We start from the raw sequence: 26,049 nt of genomic DNA, 5'->3' as shown, positions 1-26,049 counted from the left end.
TAAAATCTTAACAATCCGGGTATACCGGGTACCGGCTAAAGAAAAGCTAGTCCTAGAAGGGAGGGGTGTCGAATGGCAGCTGGAACGCCGAATAAAGGGACCGTCCTCGCGGAGGGGCACGAAATCACGATTACGAATCCGACCAAGGTGCTTTGGCCCGAGAAGGGCATTACAAAAGCGATTTACTTGGAGAAGCTGCTCGAGCTGGCTCCTTACTTGCTGACGTATTGCTCCAACCGTTACTTGACGACAATCCGCTACCCGAACGGGATTCATGACAAATCGTTTTACCAGAAAAACTGCCCGGAGCCGAAGCCGGCCTTCGTGCGTACCGCGGTCATGGAAGGCATCGAGTATGTCGTGCTGGATTCGGTTCCGACCTTGCTGTGGCTCGGCAATCTCGCCTGCCTGGAGTTCCACGCCTCCTTCCACTACGTGAACGACCAGCTGCCCGCGGAATGGATCCTGGACATCGACCCCTCGCTGGATTACGAGCCGCGCATCATGCAGGCTGTCCTGCTCATCGGCGAGGCGCTCGACAAGATGGGCATCCAGAGTGTACCGAAGACGTCGGGGGCGACCGGAGTTCAAATCTTCGTCCCGATCCAGCCCGGGTATACATTCGAGCAGCTGCGCACGATCGGCCAGTTTATCGGCACCTACATGGTCCAGAAGTATCCGAAGCTGTTCACGATCGAACGGTTGAAAAAGAACCGCGGCGATCTCATCTACGTCGACTACCTGCAGCATTGGTACGGCAAGACGCTGTCGTCTCCGTACACCCCGCGCGCCCGGGCGGCCGCTTCCGTCTCGACGCCGCTCGAATGGAGCGAGGTCGAGCTGAACGTCGACCCGCGCGATTTCCATCTGCTGAACATCAAGGAACGGCTTACGCAAAAAGGAGACCTTCTCTCGAAGGTCCCCCGCCAAAATCTCGACCGCGTCTTTAGTATCCTTAAGTAACCTTCCCTCAAATGGGAGGTCAACCGACATCCCCCTCCTCGTCTAGGAGGGGTACTACCTATACCCCCCTCCCAACGTTGGAGGGGAAGCGACTCGAACGAAGTGAAGAGTGGAAAGAGAGTGGAAAAGAAAAAGATAGGTTCCGGCGAGTTTTGGCTTGAAGCTCCTACCACCTGCACTTATATAATCCAAGGAGCTTCAAACAAGATGTCTGAGCGGAAGGAACCTACTTTTACTTTGGAACGACCGCCCACTCGTAACGGAGTACGCCTTTCTTACACCGACTTCTTCAAGCTCTCCAGCTCCAACGTCACCTTCTCGATCATCTGCACGAACGAAGTCAATTCCTGCGAGCTCGCCGCCTGCGTACGCGCATGGTGCGCCGTCTGCTCCGACTCCTGCATCACTTGCTTCAGAACGATCGAGATGCCGTTCAGCTTTTGCTCGATCTGCTCCATCGCCGTCTTCGAGCGGGCGGCCAGCTTGCGCACCTCGTTCGCCACGACATTGAAGCCGCGCCCCTGCTCCCCGGCACGCGCCGCCTCGATCGCGGCATTCAAGCCGAGCAAATGCGTCTGATCCGAAATCTCCTGCATCAGATTGCCCATCGTATAGATCTCCCCGATCTCCTGAGAGAGGCTGTTCACCATCTGGTGCGCGTGCTCCTGCGAGTCGGCCGTCTGCAGCGCGGTATCGGCGACCGCTTGGCTGCTGCTGCTCAGCTGGACCATCATGGCGGCGAGCTCCTGGACCGCCCGCGTGACGCCCTGCAGCAAGTTGCCCTGATCCTGGGTAAGCGTCTCGAGCTTCGCCTTCTCCTCGCGCTCGTAGGCTTCCAGCACCAGGCTGGAATCCAAGTTGAACATTTTGGCCAGAGCATGGGTCACTTCCACCCATTCATGGGGCAGCACTTGCTTGAAGTGAGCGGTCGCCAAATCCAGATACAGCATATATGTACCCAAGTACCACTGCGTCGTGAGCCCGATCTTCGAATGGACATGGCCGATAAACAGCCTCTTCTCAATGAAAGCCTCGTCGATCTGGCCGCCCGCCAGCGTCAGGAAATACCAGCGCTGCGTCTCCTTCAACCGATCCAGCGTGCTGTGCTTTTGAATAATGGCGGCCAACTCCGGCTCTCGAATAATGCGAGCGTACAGCTCGTCCACCAAGACGTTCACCACTTGCTCGAATTGCGCACGCTTGCCGGCCAGCAAGCTCAAATCCTGCTCCGTCAAACCGATATAGTCCAACTGCTTCTGTCTTGCGGCGGTTAACCGAATCATGAAGGTCTCCTCATTTTCTGTACGAAGTAAGTAGGTCTTAAGAGGCAATTCGACACGAAGCTACATTTTTCCTGCATCTTCCTGTGAAAATTGCCCCGCCGGCTGAGCGGGATCCGGGCGGGACACCCCGTCAACACGCCGACGGCGCCACAGAGTGAGGAGGATGCCGATCGCCAGGAGCCCGGACACGAACACACTTCCCTCCGCCCCGAAGGAACCGCCGGACAGGAGAGGAGACGCTCCCAGCTCCGGCACCCAGATCGACGGGACAGGCGTCCCCGAGATGGGAAAGCCGAACACGGCCCCCTGCCCCGCATACCACGTCCCGTGAAGGCCGATCGGCATCCAGAGGCTGCCGGTGCGCTCGCGGCATAACGCCAGCAGCACCCCGAACAACGCCGTATTCCACAGCGGCAGCCCTCCTTGCCCATAGGCGCCGGGATTCAGCCCGTGCATAAGCGTGAACAGCAAGGCGGGACCGAGAATACTGGCTGCTAGTCCAACCCGGTGTCTCAGCACCCCTTGGGTGAAGCCTTGCAGGAACACTTCCTCGTTGACCGTAACGAGCCCGAGCAGCAGCGCATGCCACCCTATCGCCCCCCAAGAGAACTCGGCTGTGCGGTGAAAGCCTGCGACAGCCCCGCTCCCGCTCATCACCAAGAGGACGGTCAGCAGCAGCAGGAGGCCGAGCAGGCTGCCTTTCACGAATCCGGCCACACTGTGAACACCTTCAGCCGCCCCCATCGGCCACTCCCGATTGCCGCCCCTTCTATGGATCAGGACCGAAGCCGCTATGAAGCCTACCGCCTGGGCGATCGTGGATCCGTAATAGAAAAGCGGATCGTTCCAGAGCGCCGAGATCCGACCCTCATCAGAACCGGCGGGGAGATGTATGGCCGCTAAAACTACGACCGGGATCATTAGGATCAGCGTGAGAACGAACGCAGCCGCGAACACGAGCGCGATCTGTCCCCAGGCTGGCCAAAAGCGAGCGAATCGATGCAACGGCACCCCTCCTGAATCTGGCTAATGTTTCCATTGTATCGCGTTCTCCGTCTGTCTTCAAAAAACACAGAAATAAGTTGTTATAGAACAAGCCGTAAAACCCATGCCTTAGGCGTTTTGGCCTTCGGATGCTGGGCGGCTAAAGCCGCCTCAAGCATCTGAAAAAACCAAACATTTGTTCCCTTTCTGTGGTATACTCGATCTGAGGTGACGTCATGTTACGAACATACAAGTTCCGTTTGTATCCTACAGCCGAGCAGCAAGAAAAGATCCGTTTTACACTGGAACGCTGCCGATTGCTATACAATCGTTTGTTGGAGGAACGAATTTACGCCTACAAAACAGAAGGTAAAACACTCTCATACGGTCAGCAAGCGAACACGTTTAGCGAACGCAAACAGCATATCCCTGCCTTGAAAGAAGTCCATTCCCAAGTTTTGCAAGACGTCGCCAGACGGCTCGACAAGACGTACCAAGCCTTCTTCCGCCGTGTCAATAGCGGCGAAAAGGCGGGGTTCCCGCGATTTAAGTCGAGAAGCCGCTACGACTCGTTCACCTATCCGCAAAGCGGATTTACTTTAGAGGGAACTCGTCTCCAACTATCCAAGATCGGAGAGGTGCGAATTAAGCTGCATCGGCAGCCGCACGGGGCAATCAAAACATGCACGATCAAAGTAAAAAACGGCCGCTATTACGCTTGCCTGTCGTGCCAAGTCGAAGCGCAGCCACTTCCCAAAACAAACCGCCGAGCGGGTGTCGATCTCGGCGTCAGGCAATTGGCAGCAACCTCGGACGGACAAGTTTTTGAAGCGCCGAAGCATCTGCGAAACAGCGAGGCGGAGCTCAAACGGCAACAAAAGAAGGTATCCAGGAAACAGCGTGGCTCAACCCGCAGACGTAAAGCAGTCATGGTCCTGGCACGGCAGCATGAGCGCGTAGCCAATCAGCGCAAAGATTACGCGCACAAAATAAGCAGGAAGCTAGTCAACAACTACGATCTCATCGCCTTCGAAGATCTGAACGTGCAAAAGATGACGAGGAATCATCATCTTGCCAAAAGCATTGCGGATGCGGGATGGAGCGGACTCGTTCAATTCGTGACGTACAAGGCTGAGAGCGCCGGTCGTCAGGTTGTACGAGTTGATCCGCGCCATACATCGCAGAATTGCTCCTCTTGCAACAAAATCGTGAAGAAGACACTTGCTGAACGTGTGCATCACTGCCCGCATTGCGGCACAACATTAGACCGGGACGTGAATGCGGCGATCAACATCCTGACACGTGCGAAGTGGCAAGTCTCGTAACCGAACCAATAAAGGTCAGGCTCGGACGGAGCCTTCGCGGAGGGAGGAGGTTACGAGTCCCAATGATTCGAGAAGCCTGCGGCTTTAGCCGTGTGGAGTCGTCACACCTAGTATTCTACTAGTGGGAGGAAGTCGCAGCATGTGAAGGTGCATCAAGCTCGCCGAGCAGTCGAGCTCCTCGGCGGACCAGATCCGTATCGAAGCCACCCGGCAAGGCACCGCCGCCGTCGCGGACGGCATCGTAGCCGTGAACGAAGCGGGCCGCTCGTTCCGCGACATCGTGGACCGCGTCACGAACGTGTCCGGCCAGACGGAAGAGGTATCCGCGGTCGTTCAGCAGCTGAGCGGCGGCGCCCAGCTCATGCTCGCGTCGATCCAGCAGATCGCGCAGGTGTCCGAGCAAGCGGCCGACAATACGCAGCACATCGCGGCCGCTACGGAGGAGCAGACCGCCTCGATGGAGGAGGTGTCCGCCTCGGCGCAGGCGCTGGCCAAGATGGCGGAGGACCTCCAGACCGCCGTCTCCCGGTTCAAGCTCTAGATCTATCATAAAGCGTATAACATTTGGTACGGCTCAAGCCCCCTCCTGTGTGATATGATGCAGAGAGGGGGTTGTTGCGTATGAATATCGCCTTCAGGTATCAGTCCAGGAAGTATTTGATGCGGCTCGTCTTGTCCGTTTCCCTGCTCTTGATCGTACTGCTGACGGCTTCGTCGGCGGTTCTCTATGTGCACACGGAGCGTACGGTCCTGGATATCCAGCAATCGGCCAGCGAGAAGATGCTCGGCCAGACGATCTATAACCTGGACTCGATGAACGAGATCCTGAAGACTACCATCATTTCTTCCTATTACGACACGGATGTAAGCGACTTCATGTATGCCGATCTCCGTGACACCTATACGCTGTACCAGCATCTCGCCGCCTTGGAGCGTATGATGAAAGCCGCGCCGTTCCTTCATTCCATTGTCATCTTTAACGAGCGCAACCAGTGCTATTATTCGTATTCGCCCTCCGCCATCCAGGCTTGTCAACCGGACGGAGGCGGCCTTCTGACGGCGCGCTACGTCGCGGAGCACCCGTCCCTCCCCAAACTCACCTTGCTGCCGGTGTCCGCCGCCTTGGACGGCGGCGAGCGGAGGCCGATCGATTATTTCTCTTATGCGATGTACAGCGACAAGCCAACGGGCGGCCAGCAAAAAGGAATGCTGATCTTGAACGTCCGACCCGACTGGCTGTTCGCGCAGCTCTCCGGGATCAACCGGCTCAAAGACAGCGGAACCGGCAGAATGCTGCTCATGAACGGAGCGGGTGAGCTGTACGACCCGTCCCGCCGCAGCTGGTCGGCCGGCGGAGAGCTGTATGAGTCTGTGCTCCGCGAGATGAGCAGCTCCGGGAAGAACGCCGATCTGTACGTACACGGAGCGGGCGGGAACAAAGAAATCGTGTCCTACATGCAGTCCGAGAACTATGATTGGGTCGTCGTAAGCGTCCAGCCCTATGCGCAAGTATTCCGGGACATCCTGCGGATGCGCACCGTATCGTTCTATATTATCGCGATCTTCCTGGCGCTCGCGCTTGCAGCCTCGGGGGCCGTCGCACTCCGGCTATACCATCCGATCGAGATTTTGCTGCGGAAGGTGCGCGGGAGCCTGCTCGCTGCCCAGCCGGAATCCGGCGCCGATCGGCGCGATGAGCTCGCCTATATCTCGAGCGCCTTCGACCGAACACTGGAGCAGGTCCACCTGCTGGAGCGGAGCCAAGACGACCAAGGCCGCATTCTGCGGGACTATGCACTAAAAACGATCGTGCTCGAAAGCGCGGTTACCGCACCCGAGGAGCTGCTGGAGCTGATCCGGCACCATCGATTGAGGATCGTTCCGGACCTTCCGTATGTGCTGATCGGCTTCCATGCGGACGACATTCGCCCGCAGCAGGCGGACCCGGTCGACCGTCTTGCCTATGCCGGCGCCCACGCCGTCCCCCTTATCGCAGCTGAAGCGCTCGAGCCTTGGGATCGCCTCGAGCTCATCGGAATGGAGAACGGCTGTACAATTGCCATAGCCGGCTTGTCCGGCCCAGATGACGCCGATCGGGAGGAGCTGATGACGCGGGCGCGCGCCGTGCAGGCACAAGCCCAAGCCCGGCTCGGACTCTCCCTGACCGTCACGGTCAGTCCGCGTGGGCTGCAGCTCGAGGAGATGAGCGGTCTGTACGCACGGCTCCTCGATTATGCGAACTATCGGATGATCGCCGGCCGGATGGCCTTCCTCACGCCGGAGCAGCTCGGGCCGAATCTACACTCCGGCCAGTTCCTCTCCTCGCCGGAGCTGGAGCGTCGGCTCTCAGAAGCGGTGAAGGCCGGGCATGAGGAGAGGGCTTACGCCTGCCTTGCGGAGTGGTTCCGCTCCCTCTGCGGCCTGAAGTACGAGCAGATGCTGTACGGCATGTTCCATCTGCTCGGCACGCTGCACAAGCTCGTCGAGGAGATCAACGCCAACCGGCTGCACCCGGTCGCGCTGGATACGCGCGAGATGTACGGTCTGCTAGCGGAGGTCGATACGCTTGAAGAGGCCGAGCAGCTGTTCCGCGACCGGATGGGGGCGATCGTAGCCGGGCTGAACGAGCCGGGCGGCGAACAGACGCACCAGTTAGTAGCTCAGACGGTCCATGAGATTATCCATACGCGCTACATGGACGCGAACCTCTGCCTGCCGGAGATCGCTTCGATGGTTCGGCTGTCGAGCGCTCATGTTAGCAAGCTGTTCAAGCTGAAGTACGGGGCAGGCATCCCCGACTATCTCAACGAGGTGCGGCTGCAGCAAGCGATTGTGCTGCTCAGCCAGCAGGACTACAGCGTGAACCAGATTATGGAGCGCGTCGGGTTTACGAACCAGAGTTATTTTTTCCGGCTGTTCAAGAAGCGGTACGGCACCACCCCGAAGGAATACCGGCTGCGGCAAGTGTTATGACGATGCGTACCGCACATTCCCGGCGTGGAGTACAGTCCATTCCGCAAAGTACAGTCCGCGCGGTCAGTCGATTCCGGATATTACAGTTTCGTAAACGCTCTCTTCATGACAAGATGAAGGCAGATTCCCGCGGCCGGCATGCCGATGGCGGATCGATCGCTTGGAATCCCCGGTGATCCAAAAATGAGGAGGTCATGCTTTTTGAAGAAGAACACGAAAAAATGGAAGCCCTTACAGCTGGCAGGGGTAAGCGCGGTTGCGCTATCGCTGTTCGTTGCAGGGTGCTCGACCGGCGAGAAAGGCTCGTCCGGTGCGACTCCGAGTCCCGGATCCGCATCTGCGGCACCAACCGCCAGCGCGTCCAAAGAGAAGCTGCAGCTGCGCTGGTTCGTCTCGGGCAAGGCGAACAGCACGCTGCCAAAGGATGATTTCGTCAAGCAAGCGATCGAGGAGAAATTCAACGTTACGCTGAATCTCGAATACATGGCGGCGGGCACCGACTATGACAACAAGATTAGCGTTATGCTCGCCGGCGGGGACGCTCCCGACATGTTCATCGCCTCCGGCACCGCTTCGCAGAAGTACGCGACCGACGGGCTCCTCGCGGATATGACGCCGTTCGTGAGCGCCAAGACGATGCCCAACTACTTCAAATATTGGTTCAGCGAGAAGGAATTGCCGGGGTATGCGGTCGAGAAAGGCACGTTCTGGCGCGCGCCGCTCCCGTTCGCCAAGAAAACGTACCGCTCCTATTACGTGCGCAAGGATTGGCTGGATAAGCTCGGCCTGAAGGTGCCGACCACATATGACGAGATGCTGAACGTGATGCGCAAATTCACCTTCGACGACCCGGACGGCAACGGCAAAAAAGATACGTACGGACTGAGCGCAGCCGGCAATGGCAATTCGCTGTCCTACGACTTCCCGGATTGGCTGCAAAACGGGCTGATGGGCGCTACTATGATGGTAGGCGATCAGATTATCGATACGCAGACCGATCCGAAGATCCAAAACGTCATCGACGGCGTCGTGAAGGAAATCGCCGAAGGCATCGTCGATCCCGACTGGTTCCTGAACAAAGGCACCCAGCATCTGGACAAGGCGGCACAGGGCAAAGTCGGCATCGTCCTCTCCGACGAGACGTTCGCGCTCGACAGCATCCCGACCAGCTATCAGAACAAGACGAAGGCCATCTCGCCTCAGGCGAACTGGATCGCCTTCTCGCCGTTCAAGGATTCGGGTGTGTGGGTCGAGAACATCCCAGGGTTTCCGTTCCTGTTCTCCAAGACAACGGCGACCAAAGCACCGGCGAAGATCACCCGTTCCGTAGAAATTCTCGACTGGCTGGCCAGTCCGGAAGGGTATCAGCTGACCCACTACGGCAAGGAAGGGGTCCACTACACGAAGAGCGGCAGCACATTAACGCTGAACAATGCCGCAATCAAGAAGGACATCATCGATCAGGGCGACTTCCTCAACATCTGGAACTTCTTCACCCGTCTGGATGAGCCGGAGCGGCTGGGGTTGACGGTCGTCGATCCGTCCCAAACCGATCGCGACCGCGAGATCCTGAAGACGGTGAAATCCTACAAATACCTGCCTTCCATCGGCGTAAGCACCGCGCCGCCGGCCGGGATCAACATCGGCGACTTCCGGACGAAGATGCGGGAATTCCACGTGAAGCTCATCTTCGAAGAGAAGTCGGGCGCGAATTGGCCGAAATACCGCGCGGAGCTCATGACGAAGTACCAAGGCAAGGCGATCTTCGACGAGTACGCCGTGCAGGTCAGCGCCGCTCAAGGGAAGACGTTCAAGTTCGTGTCGAATTGATTGGGTTTATACAAAGGAAAGCGGGCCCTCTTCGGGGTCCGCTTTTGGCATTGCGATTATAGGGATTGATTAGCGCGTAGCGTTATCCGTCTATGCCATGCCTACGTTCGCCCGGCTCCAGCGGCGGCGAAGACCGGCGCCAGCTCGTCCCGCAGCGCGCGCTCCAGATACGGGTCGGCGCCCAGCTCCGACACGAAGCGGCGGTACGCCGCCGCCTTCGCGTCCAGCGCTGCGCCCGGCGCGCCCCGGCCACCCCCCGCAGGCTTCACCGCGCGGATGAGCAGGTTCTTCGGCGTATGCTCGAGATCGATGAACTCGAGAATCTGCGTCTTGTAGCCGAGCAGCTCGAGCAGCGAGGCCCGGATCGAGTCCGTCGCGAGCGCCGCGAACCGCTCGCGAATGATGCCATGCCCGAGCATCGGGGCGAGCGTCGCGTTGTCCAGCTGCCGGAACAGCTCGTGCTGGCAGCACGGCACGGACAAGATGACGTCCGCCCCCCAGCGGACGGCTTTCTCCAGCGCCGCGTCCGTCGCGGTGTCGCAGGCGTGCAGTGTCACGACCATATCCACGCGGTCAAGCCCTTCATACTGGGCGATGTCGCCCACGAGGAACTGCAGGCCGCCCAGCCCGAGCTTGTCCGCCAGCGCCTGGCAATGCGCGATGACGTCGGCCTTCAGGTCCAGCCCAACGACCCGGATGTCGAGGCCGCGCAGCTCCTTCAGGTAATGGTACAGCGCGAACGTCAAGTACGACTTGCCGCAGCCGAAGTCGACGATGTGCAGTGTCCGCCCGGTCGGCAGCGACGCCACCACATCGTCGACCATCTCCAAGTACCGGTTGATCTGCCGGAACTTGTCGTACTTCGCCGCCAGCACCTTGCCTTGCGCGTTCATCACGCCTAGCTCCACGAGGAAGGCGACCGGCGTCCCCTCCTCGAGCAGGTACTGTTTTTTGCGGTTGTGCGTCATTTCGGCTTGCCCGGCCCGCGTCGGGGGCTTCCGGAGAATCGAGGCTTCGCCCCTTTTGTTCATCAGAATATGATAGTCCGCATCGGTCGCCTGCACGAGCCCCTGCTTAAATCCGTCCTGCAGCAGCAGCTGCGCCATTGCCGCGACGGCCTGTTCCGGCAGCATGTTCGCATGCGTCACTTTTTGCGCGTAGTGATATTCGAACTGTATGTGTGTACCCGATTTCAGCTGAACCGGCTTCACCTTCACCTTGGCGTACCCGTCCGCCGTCTTGCGCCGCGGTCCGGAAATAACCGCCTGTACTAGTTTATGTTGCCCAATCAGCTCATTCAATAAAGGTGTTAACGTATCCATCGTGAAGCCCGACCCCGTTCCTGCAATATGAGCGCCGACTAGCGGCCATGGCTCCCATTATACCCCAAACCCGGCCGGTTATCACTTCACCTACTTCAAAAACCGGATGCAGAGCGGATACCGATAGTACTCGCCTTGTGCGGCTTTAATCGTAGCGATAAGGATGACGATGAAGGCGAACACCCCGAGCGCGAACAAAAGCACAATGCCGATGAGAATCACCACAAGAATGCTTGAGACGATGCCGTAGATGTACAAGGAAATTTGGAAATTCAAAGCTTCCTTCGCATGATGATCGATGTAGCCGGACTGGTCCTTTTTCATGAGCCAAATGATTAACGGGGCTAAAAAGGCAGTCACGAACGTCAGCAAATGCGCGAGCAAGGCCATATTTTTCTCGTCCTGGGTTACCATCCCGCACCTCCATCCTAGAAATCAACCAGCCCCTCGAGGCCTCCTCCCATCCTATTCGCGGCACACCGGCGTTATTCGAATGCAGCAGCCTTCGCTGGAAAAAAGTCTGGAAATGTCTTGACGGTTCGCGACTGGACTTTTATAATCCTATTAAAACAGTAGGAATTATGGTTTTAATATGGATAGGGGGACTTATAGAAATGTCGATTCGCAATGCCCGGACCAGAGGCAAATTACCCAAGCTGCTGCTGGGCTTAACATTAGCGGCGTCCATGCTGGCCGTCAGCGCCTGCGGGGAGAAAGCATCCGATACGAAGACTCAAGGCGGAGCGGCTACGCCGGCAGCTAGCGCCAAGAAAGAAGTGAAGGATCTCAAGATCGGTTACCTGAACGTGATGGACGATGCCCAAGCGATGGTGGCCTTCGATGCGAAGCTGTACGAGAAGAACGGGCTGAATGTGAAGATGCAGGCGTTCGAGAGCGGCACGGACCTCATCAAAGCGATGGTGGGCGGAGATGTGGACGCCGGCGTGCTCGGCTTCACGAATGCGGTCGCGTGGGCTTCCAAGGGCGCCGGGCTGAAGGTTGTAGGCGGAGCGCAGATGGGCTTCCATAGCATTCTGGTTCGGAACGACAGCGGCATCAACAAGGTCGAAGACCTGAAGGGCAAGCGCCTCGGTTCCCAAAAGGCCGGCAGCACCGCCGATACCGTGTTGACCGGCGTGACGCTTAAGAATGCCAAGCTGACCAAGAACGACCTGCAAATGGTGTACGTCGAGCCGGCCCAAGCGATCCAATCCCTCGCCGGGGGCGCGATCGATGCGGCGTTCGTGTTCGAGCCCTACGATAAGATCGCCACGAAGACGATGCCGGTGAAGCAAATATACGAGGTCGGCAAAGTGTGGCCGTTCCCGTGCATGGTCGTCATCACGACGGACGAAGCGCTGAAGAAAAACCGCGAAGGCGTGAACCGGATGCTCGATTCCCAGAAGGAAGCGATCGAGCTGCTGCAGAAGGATCCGCAGAAGGCGGCCGATCTCATCACGAAGCGCTTCATCGAAGGCGATACGTTGAAGACGGATAAAGGCGAAGTGAAAGCAACCTCCGTCATCAAGGAATCGATCGAATCTCAGCAGTTCAACTGGGAGATCAATGCCGATCATATCAAACGCATGCAGGAAATTTCCGATCTCTTGTTAGAGCAAAAAGCGCTGGATAAGCCGGTTAAGGTGGAAGACATTCTGGATCTGACCTGGCAAAATCAGCAAAAAAAATCGTAAGGAGATTTAGTCGGTGAACTCATCTACACCCGCTACCAAGAACAAGACTTCCAAAGCCGGCTCCTCCATACGCAAGGTGCTGCCGTTCGTCGCTGCGATCGGCAGCCTTCTTGCTATATGGCAGATCGTAGCGTTCTTCTTGCCGGTGTACCTGCTGCCGGACGTGCCGTTCGTATTCAAGCGGCTCTTCCGCAGCTTCACGAATCCCGATTTCATGAACGGGATCAAGAGCAGTCTTCTGCGTCTCGCGGTCGGTTATCCGGTCGCTTGCCTGTTCGGGGCCGTGCTCGGCCTCCTGGGCGGCGCTTCGAAGGCGTTCGCGCTGTACCTGCGCAGCCTCATCTCCATCCTGCAGTCCATTCCGCCGATCACATGGGTGCCGTTCTTCGTCATTCTGCTCGGCTTCGGGAACGCCACGATCATCACCGTCATCACAATCGCGAGTTTCTTCCCGATGGCGCTCTCCGTGCTGAACGCCACCGAGGGCGTGAACCGGACGCATCTCGAGCTCGCCCGCGTGCTCGGGGCGTCCAAGTCCCAGCAAGTGACCAAGGTGTTCGCCCCCGAGTCGCTGCCGGCGTTCATGACCGGCGCCCAAGTGGCGTTCGGCAACGCGTGGCGCTCGCTCATCGCGGCCGAGATGGTCGGCGGCGCGACGTCCGGCCTCGGCTATTACTCCAGCTGGCGGGGCGAGATCGCCGATATGGAAGGCGTGCTGCTGAGCATCATGTGCATCGGCGCGATCGCCGCCATCCTCGACCATCTGGTGCTCGAGCGGCTGAAGCGCAAGCTGCTGCACTGGCGCTATGTGCAGGGAGGGAATGAATAATGCAGACGATCCAGATCGACAACATCACGAAGCAATTCGGCCCGCTCGAGGTGCTCTCGAACCTCAATCTGACGATCGAGAAGGGCGAGTTCGCCGCCATCGTCGGCCCGTCCGGCTGCGGCAAGAGCACCGTGCTGCGCATGATCGCCGGCCTCGAGCACCCGTCGACCGGCCAAGTGCTGGCGAACGGTCAAGTCATCCGCGAGCCCGACCCTCAGCGCGTACTGATTTTTCAGGAGCACGCCCTGTACCCTTGGCGGACAGTCGAGGACAACGTCGGCTTCGGCCTGGAGCTGGCGAAGGTCGCTCCGGCCGAGCGCAAGCAGCGCGTCGACGCCATGCTGGAGAAGGTCGGCCTGAGCGGCTTCCAGAAGTATTACCCGCACCAGCTGTCCGGCGGGATGAAGCAGCGCGCCTCGATCGCCCGCGCGCTGGTGATGAACCCGGAGGTGCTGCTGCTCGACGAGCCGTACGGGGCGCTCGACGCCATCACCCGGCTCACGATGCAGAACGAGCTGATCAAGCTATGGCGCGGCTCCGGCAAGACGGTGCTGCTCATCACCCACGACATCGACGAGGCCGTCTATCTGGCCGATACGATCTACGTGATGAGCCCGCGGCCCGGCCGCATCGTGCGGACCGTGAAGGCCGACATGGAGCGGCCCCGCAACCGCAACAGCGCCGAGTTCGTCAAGCTCCGCGAGCAAGTGATGGACAGCCTCGACATCGGCACGTATACGATTTGAACAGTTGTAAAAGTAACGCAATCAACCCGATCTTATTGGATCGGGTTGATTGCGTTAGAAACTGTATCCTATCAGGGGCTAGTTGAAATCCGCGATTAAGTTCACCAGAGGCGTTCCGGCTGAATCGTTTCCGCTCCACACCTGGATGGAAACGACGTCTTTTTGGGGTCTGGTCGAGTGGCTGACACTCACTCGCACTGTATACTCGATACCACCTACTTGCATCTTGCCTTGCAAATATTCGTTATTACCTGTAACGATTACCCAATCCACCGAAGAAATGTTCAAGTCTACGCCCTGCGGCTCCACATGCATACGCCATTGCTCATCATTCGCAGTACCCAGTTCTACGTTAAAGTGCATCTTCTCCCCGATTCCCCCGAACAAACTATCAGCAGGCAATCGAATAAACCCATTCAATTTTACTTCTTCATCCATTGTGCTTCTTACTGCCAAGTCTGCAGCAGAAGTTGCCGTTTTATAGAATCTGTTATCCAACAAATCCACTTGAACGTCATACAAGCCGGCGGGCAGCCTAATGGTTGTAGTTACCTTGCCCTGACTGTCCGTTGTGTACACCTTCTTCAAGTCCGGCACAGAAACCGGCGTTCGCGAACCATCTGTGCCGATCGATTGAATCGTGAAGCGGATCGGCAGTCCTTCCAGATTCCCGGGGGTCCCGTTCTGTCCCCGCTGCACTTGCGCAGCCAGCTGCAGATCATTCGATTCGTCGGCAACACGGTCACCCGCATAAGTGACTGACGCGTTCTCCTTGTATGGTTCCAGGCCGATGATCATGTTCGCAACCAATTCCCGCCATTGACGATACACTACAGGATCCTTCGTGTAGTGGGTTTCGTCGGCTGCTACTGCGCCGGTATGGAGCAGATCCCTTGCCTGTGCAATTACTGGATCGGGTACGCCTGCAGTCTGGTTAAGCCGAATTTCCAACTCAGAGAGCAGATTATAATCCTCCATGCCGTCACGGAAGTTATTCAGCCTCTGCGAGGCTAACGGGCCCTCCGGTCCGGGATAAAACAACGATCCGTCCCCGTCGGCTCCCGGGAAGGTTCTCGGGTTCCAATTGCTTAGAATGCCGTCGGACATAGGCAGATAATTGTTCCACCGTGAAATATTATAATAAAGGAAACCATCGACATCTCTCTTATACGATAACGGCCCCATTAAGACCCTTGTATCACTCGGCTGGTATCCGTTGAACCAGTTCGGGAACGGATCCCGCACTCCTACTGCGATATACCAATATACTTTATCCCCACGCTGCTGAGCCCTTACCTTTGCATTATGATCGATATCATCCACCAATGGAACCCAAATATCGAATAGCCCGCTCAAGCCGCTTGCTTCGCCATACGTTCGATCTCCCCAATAGGTCGTCATGACAGGAAGATTCGGAAATCTGTCATTGAGCTGCTGTAAAATGGTCTTCGCCAAGGTGGCGTACTGCCCTGTAGCCTCATCAAAGCCATATACATAAGCCCTGTCGGCAAACCCGGCTTGCTCATATTCCGCCAAAGCCGTGCCGATCTTGGTCAGGAACATATCAATCCGTGCTTGCCATGTTTCCGGCTTGCTCAGATCGAAACCGACGCGGGGGTCGATATAGAGAATATTAAATTGCTTCAATCCCCATTTATCGTCGATTCTCTGCAATTCCTCAACGGTTGGAGGGGTACCGCGATAAATTAAATCCGGCTCGATCTTATAGGTTTCAAGGAAATCGACATATTTGTTCCACATTTGTTTTTTCTCGTCCGGGTCGGTAAGGCCGTAAGTACTATAAATATTTACGGGATTCGAAGACATGGATGTCGGCAATATAGGTCTCTCCTGAATCGAAAACGGCCATACGGTTACATCAATATCTAACGTTTGGACGGGAATACCATCCGCTTCGAACGTCACAGTCACGCGGTAATTACCCGGTTGGGCATGACTCGCGGCATGGATCTCAACCCAGTATGGCTGTATTGTACCGGCGGGAATGTCCACGGAAGCTAAATCCGAACGGATCGGATCCGGTGTCCAGCTGTGGTAATTGCCGGGACTATTGGCTAGCTTCGGCAACGTATACCCTGCCGGCCTTATCATGACCGAACCAAGCGGGGCCACCGTTGCTTCCAGCATGGACGAGGCAACTGCTGCTCCATCCGGGCCTGTAATGGATTGTACAGCCGATTTCACATTATGGAGGGTCTTATCGTATGCCAGGACAGCGGCTTGGATATTCTCGTATTCGCCTCCGGCCAACGAAAGTCGGTTCGGCATCGTCGAACATAGGCAAGGAAGGTCATTCGGATATACGATCGTCATGGAGTCTGAAGCGGCAAGCCCAAACGGTGCAGTCGGGCGCGCTTTCCGGGCTTCAACGAAATTGGCGAGACGCTTGACCTCCCATATCATATCGTCTGCATCATCAATGAGATCAAAAAGGATATCCATGCTGATGTCCGGTTGACCTGACTGTTGCACTAGCGTTATCAGCCTCTGATCCAGTTGGGCCGCCTGCGTCGCAAGAGACACATCCTCGGAAGCGCTGCCAGGTAATAGGTTCGCTTTCACGTGGTCAAGTTCGCTGCGTACCTCTGCGATCTTCCCATTCAGTTTATTTTTGTATTCATCCAGCACGTCTAACACAAGAGAGACTTGAATAGGCAGCATATGATAACCGCCTGACTGCCCGTTCTTTCCGGATACCTGTAGCTTCAATCGATGAAGGCCAGGATCTAGAGCAGCGGAAACGTCCAACACGCTTTCCCCTTCCCCGACTTCCCCAGACCCATAGAAGTCGAGCGTTCCCATCGTTTGACCGTCGATTTGTATGTCAGCCACACCCCCATGAGGGGAGGTTGCTCCGGTTAAGCGGATCTTGTATCGCCCTGAGACGACTACAGGAAGCTCAAATTCAGCATATTGCCCCACAGCGGTGCTTTCGATCCGTAGCGATTCTCCCACCGAACCCATGATGAGCCCCGGAGATCGGTCCGATTGTTTCATTTCCTCGAATACATAATAACTAGGGATGACCGTAAGCTCGACGTCGTCATAATAGGTGATCCCTTTATTCCCGGTAGTTTGGTAAAGCAAGACCGTAGCGGTAACGGTGCCTACCGGTGCCGACATAATATTTTCCGTATAAACCCATTTGCCGATTTCATTGTTATTTGCTGTTTTAACCCCAATTCGTTGATTGTTCGCATTCCAGAATTCCAGATACAGGCTAGAGACACCGCTTTGGTTGTACGAATAGCTGGAAGCTTTATACGTAACTCCCGGCACTACTTTTATAGGTGCGCTCCTAAGGCCGTTGGCTCCGTTGCTGGTCAGTTTGACACTAGAGCTCCCAGAATGAACCGGGTTGTTAACCGTCGCGAATACGGAATCATTGTTATAGCTGACCCAACCATCCGGCTTGCCGTTAGTCGCTTTCTCCAAACCTCCGTTAAAAAGAATATTGTCCGCTTTACCCGCCGCGCTTATCATTCTAACCGGAAGGGATGCGTTGCGAGTAACTCCATCCTTCGTCACCGTGACCTTAATGTTCGTACTGCCCGCGCCGACGGCCGTCAGCTTGCCCGCTCCGTCGACCGTGACAAGATTGGTATTGCCGGATTCGTATACAATTTGTGCTGTGGCCAAATCCCCTAGCCCACCATCGGTCATCTTCCCGCTCACCGTAATGGAATCCGTATCCCCTACGGCAAGCTTTGATTTTCCGGATGCTAATCGGAGTGAAATGCTTTCTAATGCATTATCATATTGCTTAAGCGTGAGTATAATCCTCTTGGGCCAAAGACGATAACCTTCAGACTCCGCTTGTTTTACCTTCGATACCAGCTTCAGTTCACGAATTCCGGAGGATAGATGCACCGTCTTGGCGATCGGCAGCGTATCTCCTCCGCTGCTCCCGTAGAAATTCATCGTTCCTATGGAGTTGTCGTCCACGGATACGTCCGCTATCCCTCCGGCCGCATCCGTTCCTCCCTCGATTCTCACCTCATATTGCCCGGCCAGCTCTACGGGAAGCTCGAATACGGCGAATTGGTCCGGACCCGTGGTCTCGATGATCCTTGCCTCGCCGTAAGTGCTTTCTGTTACCCCAGGCGAAAGACTAGACAACTTCAAAGCGGCAAAAGGGGTGCTGACCGGTTTGGACATCACGAAGGCCGCATCGTCAATATAAGTGACGCCTGTATTCGCAGCCCCCTGATACTGCAGGACCGTAGCCGTCACGGCACCGGCTGGCGCCTGCATCATCAGCTTCTGCTGTATCCATGTCCCTCGCTCAAGATTATCCTGTGTTTTGACGGCAATCCTCACATTGCTGCTATTCCAAAACTCCAAATATAGCGAAGATGCTCCGCTTTCATTAAAGGAGTGAAGGGTCGCCGTGTAAATGTTGCCTGCTGTGACGGGAATCTTGGCGCTTCGTACTCCATTCGCGCCTTTGCTCGTAAGCTTTACGCTTAGGTTGCCGCCATGTACCGGACTGCTCACGGACTCGAATACACTTGCCGGTTGGAACGCTGACCAATTGAGGGGCTTCCCGTTGGCACCTTGTTGTTCGAAGTCTCCGTTGAGCAGCAAATTGTCGGCATCTGCCGCGCCGGCAACAGAGAAGGAGCCTGGCCATGACAAGGAATTGACTAGCAGGCAAACAAACAAAAGCATGGATACCCCTTGTCGCCGTTTCAACTTGTTGAACATCTAAATCCACCTCACTCATCATATAGGATGAACTCTCAACCTTTCACTGCCCTACCGTTTTTCGTCCGCTTTCGCGGGAGTCTGATTTGCTGAAGACGCTGGCGGCTCGCTCTTACTGGAACAACCCGTTGCCACAATACTCGATAACAACACAAAAGCCATGTGTACTGATACCGCTTTCTTTTTTCTAAGCAATGGACACCCTCCTAGGACTCAATAGCATCGGATCGATTTCGAGAGCCTATATTATCATAGAGCACGAATACGCCTTCTAGCGGTCAGGATTATCCATGATTTGGACCAAGATTGACCGAGGTTTCCAATCACCCGTCCGGATTTTCGGATGATTTCTAACTATTTAGCGGACAATTATGCACCCTCTTCCTCATCGGTGATCGGAATAAGCAAGACAATGGAAGTTCCGATGCCTGGTTCGCTGGTAATGTGAATCGGTCGCTATTAAAATTCAAGTAGAAACACGGAAGGACTGCCAAACGGCAGCCCTTTCAGTAGGTACTACTATAGACAAAATACAAATCCGGAAAGCTACCGGAAGAACGATTTCTTCGGCTTCTGCTGCTTGTATTTCTCCACGCGTGATAAAATAAGGGGAGTCGCCGGTTCTGAAGCGGCTTGCACCGGCTCCCCCGACGCTGCCGTCTCTTGGAGCGCAGCCGGTTCTGCCTCCGTCTGGCCAGCCAAGACGGATAGCCGGTATTCCAGCAGTTCCACTCGCTGCAGCAGGTTAAGAATGTCCAGCTCGAGCTGCCGGATGCGCTTCTGAGCTTCCTCAGATGCAGGGGCGTGCAGCTCTCTCGGTTGTCGATCGGCGGCGGCAAGCTCGGACACTTGCTCCGGGGAGAGCAGCTCGTTCAATTCTTCCGTGGACAACAAGGACTTGTACAACATTTCCGCCGCTCCTTCCGGTTTTCCGATGTTCCAGGTTCTTCCTCTAATTTTACTCCAGGAGGTGCAACATGTCTACATACGAAGCCCGCTGCCGCGTACGGCTCGCCGCATGGGAACAGTCGCTGCTCAAGCCGCCTGGCGTCGTAGCTCGCACGTCCAAGCGCATCCAGAGCCGGATCAACCAGGTCCTTCCCGCAAAGGTGCACCAGACGCTAACGGCCGTGGTAAAAGGCATCGTGCAATCCGTTCAAGTCGGGCTCGATTATGCACCCGCCACCCCTCCCTTGACCGGGCTCTCGCTGCAGGAGCGGGATGAGCGGGCCGCGGAGTGCCTGTCCACATACAAGAAGCTCGCTGCGGCAGAGGGCGCCGGCACCGGGGCGGGCGGCTTCGTGCTCAGCCTAGTGGATTTTCCTGCGCTGATCGCGATCAAGCTGAAGTTTCTGTTTGAGCTGGCGCACGTGTACGGGTTCTCGACCAAGGAGGAGAGCGAGCGGGTGTTTATTTTGCATATTTTTCAGCTCGCCTTCTCCGGCGGGGATGTACGGGCTGAGACGTACCGGAAAGTGCGGGACTGGAATCACGTGTCGCTGCTGCCGCCGGGCGATGGCTCGGTGAACGCGATGTCGCTCCGCACGTTCGATTGGGAGAAGTTCCAGACCGAATACCGGGACACGATCGATTTTCGCAAAACGCTCCAGCTGATCCCGGGCGTAGGCGCGGCGGTCGGAGCATGGGTGAACTACAGCCTGCTCGAAGAGCTCGGCGAGGTTGCGATGAACAGCTATCGGCTTCGTTGGCTCACATTGGAATGATCTTCCTGGCCAATTCTAGCCAAGCCTGTACACTTGCCTCTTTGCGGCTCGTACATTTTCCGGTATGCTAGGATAGAGAATTCAGGGACAGAGAGGAATGCGGGCAACTTGGCAAAATTATATTATCGTTACGGCGCCATGAACAGCGGGAAGTCGATCGAGGTGCTGCGGACGGCTCACAATTACGAGGAGCAGGGCAAGCGCGTCATGCTGTTCACGCCCTCCCTCGATAAACGGTTCGGAGAAGGTCTGATCACGTCGCGGATCGGCCTGCAGAAATCGGCATATATCTTATCGGAGCAGACCGACTTGTTAGCCCTGGCCAAGGAAGGCCGGCCGGACTGCATCCTCGTGGACGAGGCGCAGTTCCTGAAGCGGGAGCAAGTGCTGGCTTTGTGCGAGATCGTAGATGAATTGAACATTCCCGTCATCGCGTACGGGCTGCGGGCGGATTTCCGGGGACAGCTGTTCGAGGGCAGCTACCATATGCTCGCGCTGGCGGATAAAATCGAGGAAGTCAAGACCGTCTGCTGGCATTGCCAGCGCAAGGCGACGATGAACATGCGGCTGCACGACGGCGTCCCGGTGTTCGAAGGCGCCCAGATCATGCTCGGCGGCAACGAGAGCTACTTGCCGGTGTGCCGTAAGTGCTATGGGAAGGCCCGCAAAGGACAGCTGGTCACAAGAGAACACCACTCCAAGCACGTTTAGTGCGGAGTGGTGTTTTTTTTTACCGATTCAGAATGTTTAAGTGCTTCACCGCATAAAGGCGTGGAACTAACATCGGAGCTAACACTTCGTGAATCGGCATAATAAGCTACCGCTAAGGATGAACCCGCTTCCTCGAACTGCATCGATAGGAGCTTATTTTATTTCTCGAGCGTCCATTCCAACAGCTGTCCCGCCTGGACGAGCCCGGCCCCGAAGCCGTACAGCAGCAGACGATCGCCGCTCTTCACTCGGCCATCGCGGACGCCCCGGTCGAGCGCAAGCGGGATCGAGGCGGCGGACGTGTTGCCATTCTGTACTAGGCTGTACAGCGTTCGGTCCAGCGGGAATCCGAGCTTCTCGCAGACCGGCTCGATCATCCGTAAGTTGGCGCTGTGCGGGATGAACCAGTCGACTTTGGACTCCGTCAATCCTTCGCTGTCGTCGTTCAGAAGTTGGCGGATCTCTTCGGGGAGCGTGCGGACCGCCCACTTGAACACCTCCCGTCCATTCTGGACGATATACCCCGTGTCGGTAAGCGTCAGCTCGTTGATGCGGCGGTCAGGCGTGGCGTTGAGGTAAATATGCTGGCCCTTGCCTCCGTCGCTCATAAGCCGGTAGGCTAGGAAGCGGTCTCGTTCCTCGTCCGCCTCGACGAGGACGGCCCCCGCCCCGTCTCCAAACAGCACACAGGTAGAGCGGTCCGTGTAGTCCGTGATCTTCGTCAGCGTCTCCGCGCCGAAGACGAGGATTTTGCGGTGCAGCCCGGAGAGAATGAAGCTGTGCGCCATGTGCAGGGCGTACACGAACCCGGCGCACGCCGCGCTCAAGTCCATCGCTCCTGCCGTCGTGGGGATGTTCAACCGATGCTGCACTAGCGCTGCCGTGCTCGGGAACGAGAAGTCCGGCGTCGTTGTAGCCACGAGGATCATGTCGACATCGTCCAGCGATTTGTCGTATCTCTGCATGAGGTTGCGCGCAGCGGCGACACACAAGTCGCTCGTGTACTCGTCCGGCGCGCTGATCCGGCGTTCGCGGATCCCCGTGCGCGTGACGATCCACTCGTCGTTCGTGTCTACCATTTGCTCCAAATCCGCGTTTGTCAGCACCTTCTCGGGCACGTACGTTCCGATTGCGGTGATGCGGGCTCTTGCGGGGTTTGACATTGGGACCACCTCCATTTATTTGTAGGACTAGGTATTAGTATCTGGTACTAATATTGTAACGCAGGTGGCGCTTGTCCGTCAATCTGGGCGGTTTGGCGATTTATGGGGTGGCGCATCAGGGGGTTGGCGGGGCTGTAGAGTTGAAAAGTTACTTTCGAACGTTGGGATTGGGCCGATGGCGGGCTGCAAAGTAGAAAAGTTACTTTCGAGCGTGAGATTGGGCCGATGACGGGGCTGTAGAGTAGAAAAGTTACTTTCGAGCGTGAGATTGGGTGGTTGGCGGGGCTGCAAAATAGAAAAGTTACTTTCGAGCGTGGAATTGGGCGGATAGCGGGGCTGCAAGGTAGAAAAGTTACTTTCGAGCGTGGGATTGGGCCGATAGCGGGGCAGTAGAGTAGAAAAGTTTCTTTCGAGCGCGGGATCGGGCGGTCGGCGGGCTGCAAAGTAGAAAAGTTACTTTTGAGCGACCAACATGACGGACGCAGGCGCAAACCAAAAAAGGCTGCATGCCCGATCCTTGAGAGCCGTGGGAACCCCGTTCCTCCGACTCCGGTCGAACTTGCAGCCTGCTCCAACTAAACCTACAGCAGCCCCAGCTGCCGCCCCGCGTGCTCGAGCGCGCCCAGCGCGTGATCGAGATCGTCCCGCGTATGCTTCGCGGTGACGATGAACCGCACGCGGCCTTTGTCCATCGCCACAGTCGGGTACACGATGCCTTGGGCGAACACGCCCTCCTGCAGCAGCAGGTCCGAGAAGCGCATCGCGCGCGCCGGCTCGCCGACGATGACCGGCACGATCGGCGTCTCGCTCGCCCCGGTGTCGAAGCCGAGCTCCTGCACCTTCGTGCGGAAGTACCCCGCGTTCGCCCACAGCTGCTCCATCAGCTCCCCGCTCTGCTTCAGCACGCGGATCGCCGCCAGGCATGACGCCGCGACCGACGGAGGCTGCGAGGTGCTGAATAGGAACGGGCGCGCCTTCTGGATCAGGAAATCCTTCAGCACCTGGTCGCCCGCCACGTAGCCGCCGACCGCACCGACGGCTTTGGACAGCGTCCCCACTTGGATATGGACGCGGCCGGTCAAGCCAAAGTGGTCGGTCGACCCCTTGCCGTTGCGGCCGAGCACGCCGCTGGCGTGGGCATCGTCGACATAGACGATGGCGTCGTACTTCTCCGCCAGCTCTACAATAGCCGGGAGCGGCGCGATGTCGCCGTCCATGCTGAACACGCCGTCGGTCACGACGAGGCGCTTCGCGAACCCGCCGCACTCGCGCAGCACGGCTTCGAGCTGATCCATGTCCTTGTGCGCGTAGATGCGCCGCTGCGCCTTCGTGAGCCGGATGCCGTCGATGATACTCGCATGGTTCAGCTCGTCGCTGATGACGACGTCGTCCGGACCGAGGATCGTCATCACCCCTTGGTTCGTGGTGAAGCCGGATTGGAACACGAGTGCCGCTTCCGTCCCCTTGAACGCCGCGAGCTCCCGCTCGAGCTGATCATGAATGGAGAGCGTCCCGGTAATCGTCCGCACCGAGCCGCTGCCGACCCCGTATTGCTCAATCGCCGCGATCGCCGCCGCCTTCATGTCCGGGTGATTCGTCAGCCCGAGGTAGTTGTTCGAGGACATCTGCAGGACGCGGCGGCCTCCGATCGTCATCCACGTGTCCGAACCGCTCTCCCATACGGAGATCGGACGGTACCGCCCCTCTTGCTTCAACTGCTCCAATTCCCGCTCAAGCGAGCTCCAGCTGCCCATAGTCGATGGCCTCCTCTTTGAGTCCTGTTCCCGGTACGGGATCATGGATGAAAATCACTTTGCCGCATTGCCCCGAGGCCATCAGCGCGAACGCCTCTTCATACCGGTCCAGCGTAAACGTATGCGTGATCAGCGGGCGCAGATCGATCCGCTTCTGGTCGAGCAGTCCCTTCAACTGGTACCAGGTCTGGTACATGCGCCGGCCGGTAATCCCCTCGATATGCAGCCCTTTGAAAATAATATGGCGCGACAGGTCGAGCGAGACCTCACGAGTCGGAATGCCGAGCAGCGATACGCGACCTGCCGGAGCGGCCGCCTCGAAGCCGCCCCGAATTGCGTCCGGGTGCCCGGACATCTCCAGCACGACCTCGACTCCCTCCCCGCCGGTCGCCTCCATGAGCGCGGCCGAGAGCGGCTGCGAAGCGCTGTTGACCGTGCGGTCCGCCCCCATCCGCTCGGCCAGCTGCAGCCGATACGGGTTCACGTCGGCTGCGATCACTTGACCCGCGCCGCTCGCCTTCGCCACGGCGACGGCCATCAAGCCGATCGGCCCGACGCCGATGACCGCGACCGACTTGCCGACGATGTCGCCGGAGAGGACGGTCTGCACGGCATTGCCGAGCGGATCCTGCAGACAGCCGATCTCGAACGGCATGTCGGCCCGGTTGTGAATGACGTTCGTCGCCTTCACGACGGCATATTCCGCGAAGCAGCCCGGAGCCGTAATGCCGAAGCTGCGCGTATTCGGGCAGACGTGGGCATTGCCGGTCCGGCACGCCTTGCACACGCCGCAGACGATGTGACCTTCGGCCGACACGTGCTCGCCGAGCTTCACGTTGGTGACGTCGCGCCCTACTTCCTCCACGATACCCGCGAACTCATGCCCGAACACATTCGGCGTTAGGACCGTGCTCTCCGCCCAAGCGTCCCATTTGTAGATATGCAGATCGGTCCCGCAAATTGAAGTGGCCTTCACCCGCACCAACACTTCATCCGGGCCGCATACCGGGATCGGCACCTCCTTCAATACGGCACCCGGTGCCCGCTCGGCCTTAACCAGCCCCATCATCGTTCCCATGCACAGCGCCTCCTGATTCATCGCACCATAAGTACAAGATCACATCTTTTTGTGCGTTATCATATCCTTATATTCCATATTATACACATGTGCGTTATCTTGTACATAGGGCGGCTGCCTAACATTTTTTTACTTTGTCGCGAATCGGTTGCCAATATACATGGTTGGTTTATAATGAGGAGTGAATCGAGCGGCTGAATGAGGAGGCACGACAGCGTGGAGCAAGAGCACGAGCAAATACATAGAAAAATCGGTAAAAGTCTGCAGGCAATCCGCAAGGCGCGAGCGCTCAGCCTAGACCAAGTGGCCGAATTAACCGGCGTCAGCAAGGCGATGCTCGGTCAGATCGAGCGGGGCGACTCCAACCCGACGATCTCCATCCTGTGGAAGATCGTGAACGGTCTTCGTATTTCCTTCACGTCGTTAATTGAAGAAGATGCTCCGAAGGTGACGCACTTCCGCTTCGCCGATATAGAGCCTTTCGAGGAAGAAGACGGGCAGTACCGGGCGTTTCCGCTCATCCCGTTCGATCAGAAGAAGCAGTTCGAGATCTATACGGTCGAGATGGACCCTGGCATCACCCACGCCTCGGAGCCCCACAACGAGGGGGTGGAGGAATACATCCTCATGATGAAAGGCGAGCTAGAGGTCACCTTCCACCAGGAGACATACACGCTCACCGTCGGGGACGCGATCCATTTTTCGGCCGACCAGCCGCACACGTACAGGAATACCGCCGACGAGAAGACGATGTACCACACGATTATCGTGTATCCTTCTTGATAATGAGCCAATAGGTGAAAAAATTGCCGTTATTCTCCGAAACTTCGGTTTTCCAAGCCAATAAAAGAAAAATTTGCATCTATTCTTCAAAGCCCCATAATTGGAATGGAGTCATCATAGTGAAATGAATTACACTATTGGTGAAGGGGGCTGATGATC

The 26,049-nt window shown here is 57.1% G+C and carries 20 protein-coding genes and 1 pseudogene; 11 read left to right on the top strand and 10 right to left on the bottom strand.

The annotated features are described in order from the left end of the window. Positions 1–72 precede the first annotated feature (72 nt). Positions 73–963: a non-homologous end-joining DNA ligase gene (gene ligD / locus ACI5FR_RS29500; protein ID WP_405461168.1), complete on the top strand. Its 891-nt coding sequence runs from the start codon at positions 73–75 to the stop codon at positions 961–963. Positions 964–1,238: 275 nt separating this feature from the next. Here ligD and ACI5FR_RS29495 read toward each other — a convergent pair whose 3' ends face one another. The 3 genes and pseudogenes from ACI5FR_RS29495 to ACI5FR_RS29485 form a co-directional block, all read right to left on the bottom strand. Continuing rightward, positions 1,239–1,613, bottom strand: coding sequence for a methyl-accepting chemotaxis protein (locus tag ACI5FR_RS29495; RefSeq protein WP_405461228.1), 375 nt, complete (start codon positions 1,611–1,613; stop codon positions 1,239–1,241). Between the two features lie 174 nt (positions 1,614–1,787). Further along, positions 1,788–2,246: pseudogene (locus ACI5FR_RS29490) on the bottom strand (protoglobin domain-containing protein); the annotation flags it as partial. A 60-nt stretch (positions 2,247–2,306) separates the two neighbouring features. After that, positions 2,307–3,251 carry a CPBP family intramembrane glutamic endopeptidase gene (locus ACI5FR_RS29485; protein ID WP_405461167.1) on the bottom strand — a complete coding sequence of 315 codons (945 nt, stop codon included), beginning with the start codon at positions 3,249–3,251 and terminating at the stop codon, positions 2,307–2,309. A gap of 215 nt (positions 3,252–3,466) precedes the next feature. Here ACI5FR_RS29485 and ACI5FR_RS29480 point away from each other — a divergent pair, with 215 nt between their 5' ends. From ACI5FR_RS29480 to ACI5FR_RS29465, 4 genes are all read left to right on the top strand, one after another. Beyond that, complete coding sequence (locus ACI5FR_RS29480) at positions 3,467–4,555, top strand: RNA-guided endonuclease InsQ/TnpB family protein (RefSeq protein WP_405461166.1); 1,089 nt, start codon at positions 3,467–3,469, stop codon at positions 4,553–4,555. Between the two features lie 247 nt (positions 4,556–4,802). Beyond that, complete coding sequence (locus tag ACI5FR_RS29475; RefSeq protein ID WP_405461164.1) at positions 4,803–5,096, top strand: hypothetical protein; 294 nt, start codon at positions 4,803–4,805, stop codon at positions 5,094–5,096. An 80-nt stretch (positions 5,097–5,176) separates the two neighbouring features. Beyond that, positions 5,177–7,528 carry an AraC family transcriptional regulator gene (locus ACI5FR_RS29470; RefSeq protein WP_405461162.1) on the top strand — a complete coding sequence of 784 codons (2,352 nt, stop codon included), beginning with the start codon at positions 5,177–5,179 and terminating at the stop codon, positions 7,526–7,528. Between the two features lie 201 nt (positions 7,529–7,729). Then, entirely contained in the window at positions 7,730–9,358 is a 1,629-nt protein-coding gene (locus ACI5FR_RS29465; protein WP_405461161.1) for a type 2 periplasmic-binding domain-containing protein, read from the top strand. Positions 9,359–9,459: 101 nt separating this feature from the next. Here the strand turns inward: ACI5FR_RS29465 and ACI5FR_RS29460 are convergent, their stop codons facing one another. Together ACI5FR_RS29460 and ACI5FR_RS29455 are read right to left on the bottom strand one after the other, a co-directional pair. Then, on the bottom strand, positions 9,460–10,680 hold the full coding sequence (locus tag ACI5FR_RS29460) for a class I SAM-dependent methyltransferase (protein WP_405461159.1): 1,221 nt from the start codon (positions 10,678–10,680) through the stop codon (positions 9,460–9,462). Between the two features lie 90 nt (positions 10,681–10,770). Next, positions 10,771–11,094 carry a DUF4870 domain-containing protein gene (locus tag ACI5FR_RS29455; RefSeq protein ID WP_405461157.1) on the bottom strand — a complete coding sequence of 108 codons (324 nt, stop codon included), beginning with the start codon at positions 11,092–11,094 and terminating at the stop codon, positions 10,771–10,773. Positions 11,095–11,294: 200 nt separating this feature from the next. Here ACI5FR_RS29455 and ACI5FR_RS29450 point away from each other — a divergent pair, with 200 nt between their 5' ends. Genes ACI5FR_RS29450 through ACI5FR_RS29440 form a run of 3 tightly spaced genes read left to right on the top strand, consistent with a single transcriptional unit; the run spans position 11,295 to position 13,949 of the window. Continuing rightward, on the top strand, positions 11,295–12,374 hold the full coding sequence (locus ACI5FR_RS29450; RefSeq protein WP_405461155.1) for an ABC transporter substrate-binding protein: 1,080 nt from the start codon (positions 11,295–11,297) through the stop codon (positions 12,372–12,374). Positions 12,375–12,387: 13 nt separating this feature from the next. Next, entirely contained in the window at positions 12,388–13,203 is an 816-nt protein-coding gene (locus ACI5FR_RS29445; RefSeq protein ID WP_405461153.1) for an ABC transporter permease, read from the top strand. Beyond that, on the top strand, positions 13,203–13,949 hold the full coding sequence (locus ACI5FR_RS29440) for an ABC transporter ATP-binding protein (RefSeq protein WP_405461152.1): 747 nt from the start codon (positions 13,203–13,205) through the stop codon (positions 13,947–13,949). The genes ACI5FR_RS29445 and ACI5FR_RS29440 overlap by 1 nt, the downstream gene beginning before the upstream one ends. 78 nt (positions 13,950–14,027) lie before the next feature. On the opposite strand, the gene ACI5FR_RS29435 is transcribed toward ACI5FR_RS29440, so the two are convergent. Next, positions 14,028–18,677: a glycoside hydrolase domain-containing protein gene (locus tag ACI5FR_RS29435; protein ID WP_405461150.1), complete on the bottom strand. Its 4,650-nt coding sequence runs from the start codon at positions 18,675–18,677 to the stop codon at positions 14,028–14,030. Positions 18,678–19,223: 546 nt separating this feature from the next. After that, positions 19,224–19,586 (bottom strand): hypothetical protein, encoded by a 363-nt coding sequence (locus ACI5FR_RS29430; RefSeq protein ID WP_405461149.1) that lies wholly within the window; start codon positions 19,584–19,586, stop codon positions 19,224–19,226. A gap of 68 nt (positions 19,587–19,654) precedes the next feature. Here ACI5FR_RS29430 and ACI5FR_RS29425 point away from each other — a divergent pair, with 68 nt between their 5' ends. Further along, positions 19,655–20,401: an EcsC family protein gene (locus ACI5FR_RS29425; RefSeq protein WP_405461147.1), complete on the top strand. Its 747-nt coding sequence runs from the start codon at positions 19,655–19,657 to the stop codon at positions 20,399–20,401. Positions 20,402–20,509: 108 nt separating this feature from the next. Continuing rightward, the gene (locus ACI5FR_RS29420; RefSeq protein ID WP_405461145.1) at positions 20,510–21,112 is read left to right on the top strand and encodes a thymidine kinase; all 603 of its coding nucleotides are present in this window, start codon (positions 20,510–20,512) and stop codon (positions 21,110–21,112) included. Between the two features lie 158 nt (positions 21,113–21,270). Here ACI5FR_RS29420 and ACI5FR_RS29415 read toward each other — a convergent pair whose 3' ends face one another. From ACI5FR_RS29415 to tdh, 3 genes are all read right to left on the bottom strand, one after another. Next, entirely contained in the window at positions 21,271–22,275 is a 1,005-nt protein-coding gene (locus tag ACI5FR_RS29415) for a ketoacyl-ACP synthase III (protein ID WP_405461143.1), read from the bottom strand. 581 nt (positions 22,276–22,856) lie between these two features. Continuing rightward, the gene (locus ACI5FR_RS29410) at positions 22,857–24,029 is read right to left on the bottom strand and encodes a glycine C-acetyltransferase (protein WP_405461141.1); all 1,173 of its coding nucleotides are present in this window, start codon (positions 24,027–24,029) and stop codon (positions 22,857–22,859) included. After that, on the bottom strand, positions 24,007–25,107 hold the full coding sequence (tdh, locus tag ACI5FR_RS29405; protein WP_405461139.1) for an L-threonine 3-dehydrogenase: 1,101 nt from the start codon (positions 25,105–25,107) through the stop codon (positions 24,007–24,009). The genes ACI5FR_RS29410 and tdh overlap by 23 nt, the downstream gene beginning before the upstream one ends. A 216-nt stretch (positions 25,108–25,323) precedes the next feature. Here tdh and ACI5FR_RS29400 point away from each other — a divergent pair, with 216 nt between their 5' ends. After that, positions 25,324–25,890, top strand: a complete 567-nt coding sequence (locus ACI5FR_RS29400; protein ID WP_405461137.1) for a helix-turn-helix domain-containing protein — start codon at positions 25,324–25,326, stop codon at positions 25,888–25,890. The last annotated feature ends 159 nt before the right edge of the window (positions 25,891–26,049 follow it).

It is taken from the genome of Paenibacillus sp. HJGM_3 (genome assembly GCF_045062745.1).
In the GTDB taxonomy this organism is placed as follows: Bacteria; Bacillota; Bacilli; order Paenibacillales; family NBRC-103111; genus Paenibacillus_AA.
This window is presented reverse-complemented; position numbering and strand designations above follow the sequence as displayed.